Source organism: Ferrovibrio sp. (assembly GCF_036381655.1).
In the GTDB taxonomy this organism is placed as follows: domain Bacteria; phylum Pseudomonadota; class Alphaproteobacteria; order Ferrovibrionales; family Ferrovibrionaceae; genus Ferrovibrio.
Genome location: NZ_DASVCJ010000033.1, coordinates 23,214 through 29,235, shown reverse-complemented (window position 1 = coordinate 29,235; position 6,022 = coordinate 23,214). Strand labels below are relative to the sequence as shown.

Annotated in this window: 5 protein-coding genes; all 5 read right to left on the bottom strand. The window is 61.3% G+C overall.

The window, feature by feature from the left end; translation table 11 throughout:
* Positions 1–789 (bottom strand): biotin carboxylase N-terminal domain-containing protein (locus VF194_RS06795; RefSeq protein ID WP_330889337.1); only part of this gene is annotated, 789 nt, incomplete at its 3' end.
* Between the two features lie 23 nt (positions 790–812).
* A complete protein-coding gene (locus VF194_RS06790) occupies positions 813–2,345 on the bottom strand; it encodes an acyl-CoA carboxylase subunit beta (RefSeq protein ID WP_330889335.1) in 1,533 nt (510 codons plus the stop codon).
* Between the two features lie 201 nt (positions 2,346–2,546).
* On the bottom strand, positions 2,547–3,251 hold the full coding sequence (locus tag VF194_RS06785; protein WP_330889333.1) for an ATP12 family chaperone protein: 705 nt from the start codon (positions 3,249–3,251) through the stop codon (positions 2,547–2,549).
* Between the two features lie 48 nt (positions 3,252–3,299).
* Complete coding sequence (locus tag VF194_RS06780; RefSeq protein WP_330889331.1) at positions 3,300–5,360, bottom strand: AsmA family protein; 2,061 nt, start codon at positions 5,358–5,360, stop codon at positions 3,300–3,302.
* Positions 5,348–6,016, bottom strand: coding sequence for an HAD-IA family hydrolase (locus tag VF194_RS06775; RefSeq protein ID WP_330889329.1), 669 nt, complete (start codon positions 6,014–6,016; stop codon positions 5,348–5,350). Before VF194_RS06775 ends, VF194_RS06780 begins: the two co-directional genes overlap by 13 nt.
* Positions 6,017–6,022: the final 6 nt, after the last annotated feature.

The window sequence follows — 6,022 nt, the reverse complement described above, 5'->3', positions numbered from 1 at the left end:
GGCAACCGTGGTGGCCGCCCAGGTCAGCCGGTCGCGCAGGCGGTCGTCGACCACCGGCGAGGGGCATTCCTCGATCATCTTCTGGTGCCGGCGCTGGATCGAGCACTCGCGCTCGTTGAGGTACACCACGTTGCCGTAGCTGTCGCCGATCACCTGGATCTCGATGTGGCGCGGCTCCTCGACGAATTTCTCGATGAACACGCGATCGTCGCCGAAGGAGTTCCGCGCCTCGTTCTGGCAGGAGGCGAAGCCCTCGAAGGCCTCCTGGTCGTTGAACGCCACCCGCAGGCCCTTGCCGCCGCCGCCGGCGGAGGCCTTGATCATCACCGGATAGCCGATGCCGCGTGCGATCTCCACCGCCTGCTCCGGGCCGGAGATGGCGTCGTTGTAACCGGGGATGGTGTTGACCTTCGCCTCGAGGGCGAGCTTCTTGGAGGCGATCTTGTCGCCCATCGCCGCCACCGAATAGTGCTTGGGGCCGATGAAGACGATGCCTTCCTCCTCAAGCCGGCGCGAGAACGCCTCGTTCTCGGAGAGGAATCCATAGCCCGGGTGGACGGCCTCGGCGCCGGTTTCCTTGCAGGCGGCGATGATCCTGTCCATTACCAGGTAGGATTCCTTCGACGGCGCGGGTCCGATGCACACCGCCTCGTCGGCCATCTCCACGTGCAGCGCGTCGCGGTCGGCCTCGGAGTGGACGGCGACGGTCTTGATGCCCATCTTGCGGGCGGTCTTGATCACCCGGCAGGCGATTTCGCCCCTATTGGCGATAAGAATCTTCTTGAACATTTGCTGATGTCCTCCCCGGCGGATCAAAGCGGAATGTTGCCGTGCTTGCGCCACGGGTTGTCGAGCTGCTTGTCGCGAAGCATGGCCAGAGACCGGCAGATGCGCTTGCGGGTGGCATGCGGCATGATGACGTCGTCGATGAAGCCGCGATGGGCGGCGACGAAGGGGTTGGCGAATTTTTCCTTGTACTCGCGCTCGCGGCCGGCGAGCTTCTCGGGGTCGTTCTTCTCGTCGCGGAAGATGATCTCGACCGCGCCCTGGGGCCCCATCACCGCGATCTCCCCCGTCGGCCAGGCGTAATTCACGTCGGTGCGGATGTGCTTGGAAGCCATCACGCAATAAGCTCCGCCGTAAGCCTTGCGCGTGATCACGGTCACCTTGGGCACAGTAGCTTCGGCGAAGGCGAACAGCAGCTTGGCGCCGTGCTTGATGATGCCGCCATACTCCTGCGCCGTCCCGGGAAGGAAGCCGGGCACATCGACGAAGGTGACGATGGGGATATCGTAACAGTCGCAGAAACGCACGAAACGCGCGCCCTTGCGGCTGGAATCGATGTCCAGGCAACCTGCCAGAACCATAGGCTGGTTGGCAACGATACCCACCGTCTGGCCGCCGATACGGGCAAATCCGGTGATGATGTTCTTGGCGAAGCCCGGCTGAATTTCGAAGAAGTCGCCTTCATCGACGATCTTCTCGATCAGCTCCTTCATATCGTAAGGCTTGTTCGGGTTGGGCGGCACCAGGGTATCCAGAGACGCTTCCTGGCGGTTGACCGGGTCCCAGGTTTCCCGAACCGGCGGCTTTTCGCGGTTGTTCAATGGCAGGAAATCGAACAGCCGCCGGGTCTGCGCAAGGGCCTCGATATCATTCTCATAGGCATTGTCGGCCACGGAGGATTTGGTGGTATGCGTGATTGCGCCGCCGAGTTGTTCCTGCGTTACGACCTCCTGCGTCACAGTTTTGACGACATCGGGCCCCGTGACGAACATGTAGGAGCTGTCTTTCACCATGAAGATGAAATCCGTCATCGCCGGCGAATAAACGGCGCCGCCGGCGCAGGGTCCCATGATCACGGAAATCTGCGGTACGACACCGGACGCCATCACGTTGCGCTGGAAGACTTCGGCGTAGCCGGCTAGAGAATCGACGCCTTCCTGAATGCGCGCGCCCCCCGAATCGTTCAGACCAATGACCGGTGCGCCGGCCTTCATGGCGGTATCCATGATCTTGCAGATCTTGCCGGCATGGCTGGCGGACAACGATCCGCCGAAGACGGTGAAGTCTTGGCTGAAGACAAAAACCGGGCGGCCGTTGATCGTGCCATATCCGGTCACCACACCATCGCCGGGCGTCTTCTGCTCGGCCATGCCGAAATCGGTGCAGGTATGCTCGACGAACATGTCCCACTCCTCGAAGGAGCCGGGATCTACCAGGATCTCTATCCGCTCTCGCGCAGTCAGTTTGCCCTTGGCATGCTGCGCATCGATGCGCTTCTGCCCCCCGCCTAGCCGCGCCTGAGCGCGCTTTTCTTCCAACTGCCGGATGATGTCCTGCATGCAACTCCCCGTTGGGCGTATTTATGAACTGGCGATGACGAAATGTAGGGGCTCAATAGCATATCGGGCGCGGGGGCAAAATAGCCGGCGCCCGTATGGCGGCAGCTCCGATAAGCCTGATTTATGGGAACTGATATACCAGCCTAACCCTTTGCTCCGCTGCGGCAATGCCCAATGTGCAAAGGTAAAGTTGGAGCAATTCTACTCGGCGGCATTCGATCGGCTTAAGAACTCGGCGACGTTCTGCAGGTCCGTCAGCAGCGCCGCCCGCCGGGCAGCCGCCTCGGCATCCTCGCCCCACAATTCAGCCTGATACAGTTCATCCAGAAGACTGGCGCGATGCGCCGCTTCGGCATCGAGCCGCCCTTCCAGCAGGGCAAGGCCGATGACGACCGAGCTCGTGGTGGTGGTCGCGGCATGCAGGGCGGTGAGCTGCAGAGGCGTCAGCGCGGAGCATATGCTCTCCAACCTGGGCTTCAGCGTCTCGGGCTGGGTTACGGCGATGATCCCCTGGGTGACATGGAACTGCGCATCATAGCGGGCCCGAAACCAGTCCAGCAGGGGTTGCCAGATGCTTGCCTGGCGCGTCACCAGTTCTTGCGGACTTTCGGCCCAGTGGGACAGCAGGTCGGTGTCGCCATAGCGGACGATCTCCGCGATCGCCGCGGAGGGATCGACAGCAATGCGGTCGATTGCTGTGGCGATCAGACGGGTCAGCGGCATCTGCAATGGCTTGATGTCGCCCTCTTGCGCCTGCCATTCCGCCGCAATGGCTTCCGCCAGCGATCGGCTGGGCAGAGCCAGATCGGCCTTTGCCGGGGTCTTCAGGGGACGGTCATCGAGCAGAATCTCGTATGATCCGTCGGCCCGCCGCCCTGTCGTGACGGACTTATAGCTACGTTTCATGGTCCGGGCTTATAAACTCACCAGGCTGAGCGGGCAATCGACCTCCCCTCACCGACCAAGCAGATTTCCCAAGCCTTTCTTCAGGTTCTCGACGGCATTGCCCGGTTGCTGCTGCTTCGAGGGAGCAGGCTGTTGAACCTGACGTCCTTCGGCAAGCGCCGTGGCCTTGTCGCATGCGGTCTTCGAATCATCGCCGCCGCTTACCCCCAGCGCCGGCGAAAGAATCGCCAGCGGCCCGAGGGCGGCTATACCGGCCGCGGTTCCGATGACGCTCTTGGCGAGAGCGGCAGGATCGGGAGCAAAGCTCGGCTTGCTCAGCGTCCCCCGCACCCGGATCGGCGGCAAGGCGGCGCCAACGGAAACGCTGCGTGAGGACGGCACAAGCCGCATGTCAACCTGCTCGGTTCCCAAGTTGACATTGCCGTCCCCGGCAATGGTGATGCGGCCGGTTTCCGCCAGCAGGGCCTTCGAGGTCGCAACGCCGTCCTTGATGTCGATGCCCGACACCACGCAATAAAGCTGCGTCTTGGCTGTGGCGCGGCCCAGCACGCCAACGGCATCGGCCAATTCCGGAAGGAAGCTGCGCATGTATTCTTCCTTCAGCTCTCCCTCGCCTACTTTCAGAATGGCCTTGCCGTTCAACCCAGCCATCAATTGGTGCATGCTGGCGCCCTTGCTGGTGACATCGAGATTGACATCGGTTGCGCCGCCCCGGCTCAGCACATCGCTGACGCCGTTTTTCTGTAGATAATCGGCGAGCATAAGTCCGGTTGCATCGACTTTGGCGACCAAGGTCTTGGCGCCGCCATTCAAGGCCACATTCGCCTTCATGTTTCCGCCGGCCACGCCAAAGCTGAGCGGCTTGATATTCAGAACGCCGTCCTTCAGGCTGGCATTCAGCATCAGGTTCTGCGCGTCCAGCTTCGGTGCCTTGAAGTGCTCGGCCTTATAGGCGATCTCTGCATCCACTGCCTTCAAGCCATCCAGCGGCAGAGGATCATCGCTGAATAAACGGCCTTCGGCCTTCTTTGCGCCGCCGGATGTACCGCTTCCCGCCGGTGCATTGCCGCCGCCTTTTCCGGAACCGGGCTGCCCCATCAAAGGGCCGATATCGAAACTTTTCGACGCCAGATCAAATTTCAGACTGGGCCGTGCGCCGCCCAGGGCGATTTCACCGCCGCCACTCAGATCGCTATCGGCAATGTTGGCCGTCAGGTTGGTCAGGGCGTATCGTTGCGGTCCGCTATCCCTGACCTGACCCTGCAGTTTCACAGGGATCGCCGGCGCCGAACTGCCGAAGCTGGCAGCCAGTTTCGCCAGATCGCCGATATCGGCGCTGAACTTGAGCGCAATGCCCTTGGCCTGCAGCGGCTGTGCAATCGTGCCGTCGACATTGGCCGTTGCATTCGGAATGCTGACCGTCATCTTGATCGGCCAGGGGCGGCTCGGGGCCGTCAGCTCGGCGAGGCTGCCCAGGGTGCCATTGGCCTCGATGGCCTGTCCATTGACGACTGCCACAAGCTTGGTTGCGAGCTGGTCGTCGCCGACCTCCTTGACCGATAGTTCACTCAGCGCCACATCCGCTTGCGTGCCGCTTTGCGCATCGCGGTAGGCGATTTTGATATTCTTCATCTGCATATCGGAGATCACCGGCAAATTTCCGACCTGCTTTGATGCAGTCTTGTCCTTCTGCTCCTTTGGCGCCGCAGGCGTCTGAGCCTGTTTGGGGGTGAACTCCCAATTGGCCTGCCCCTGGCGGTTTTTCTCCAGCACAAGATCGACATCAGTCAGGACCAGCCGGTTGATCACGATCTGCTGATGCAGCAAGGGCAGCAATTCCGGCTGCACTGCGAATTCGCCAATGGTCGCCATCGCCGGACGGCTGCCCCAAGAGGCATTGGCGAATGAGACATTCTTTACCGAGACTCCGGGGATGGGGAATAACGACAGCTTCAAATCTCCGGCAATCTCCAGCTTACGGCCGGTGGCATTCTCCACCGCCGAAACGATCTCCGGCTTGAAGCGGTTGACGTCGATCGTCATCAAGGCGGCTACGGCCGCAGCGATCAGAACGACCAGGACAATCGCGATCCATTTCAGCGCACGCATGCGGCACCTCCCTTCAATTCACGGACCAAGCCGGGAAGTTCTGAAAAATCATGGATGATCTTCAAGGCGCCGGCCTTCACCAAGATCTCCTGCTCGTGGTAACCCCAGGCGACGCCGATCGGCGTGGCTCCGGCATTTCTCGCCATTTCCATGTCGAAACTCGTATCGCCTACGACGATTGTCGAGGCTGGAACGGCCCCGGTTTCTGCCATCGCCTGCAACACCATATCTGGCGCCGGCTTGCCCGCGGCAACCACATCCGCCGTTTGCAACGTGACAAAGCGCCCGGTCAGTCCGTGACTGGCCAGGGTATAATTCAACCCGCGTCGCGCCTTGCCTGTTGCAATTCCCAACAGCCAACCATCGGCTTCCAATTGATCTAGAGCGTCGACCAAACCGGGAAATAGCGGTTCGTGATGATCGGGATCTTGCCGCTGGGCGATGGCCACCTGTTTGTAGGCCTCGACAACGCCGGCCAAAGCCGCGCCGGCCGGCAGCAACTTTTCGATTGCAACGGCCAGAGGCAATCCGACGGTTCGCCTTATCGCCTCGGCTTCCGGAAGTGTCAGGTTATGCGCGGCGAATGCGGCGTGCATGCAGGCGACAATGTGGTGTTGGCTGTCGACCAGCGTTCCGTCACAGTCGAAAATCGCCAACCACGG

Coding starts and splice junctions, on each gene's coding strand:
- VF194_RS06785 (WP_330889333.1), bottom strand. CDS start 3,251: ATGAAACGTAGCTATAAGTCCGTCACGACAGGGCGGCGGGCCGACGGA.
- VF194_RS06790 (WP_330889335.1), bottom strand. CDS start 2,345: ATGCAGGACATCATCCGGCAGTTGGAAGAAAAGCGCGCTCAGGCGCGG.
- VF194_RS06780 (WP_330889331.1), bottom strand. CDS start 5,360: ATGCGTGCGCTGAAATGGATCGCGATTGTCCTGGTCGTTCTGATCGCT.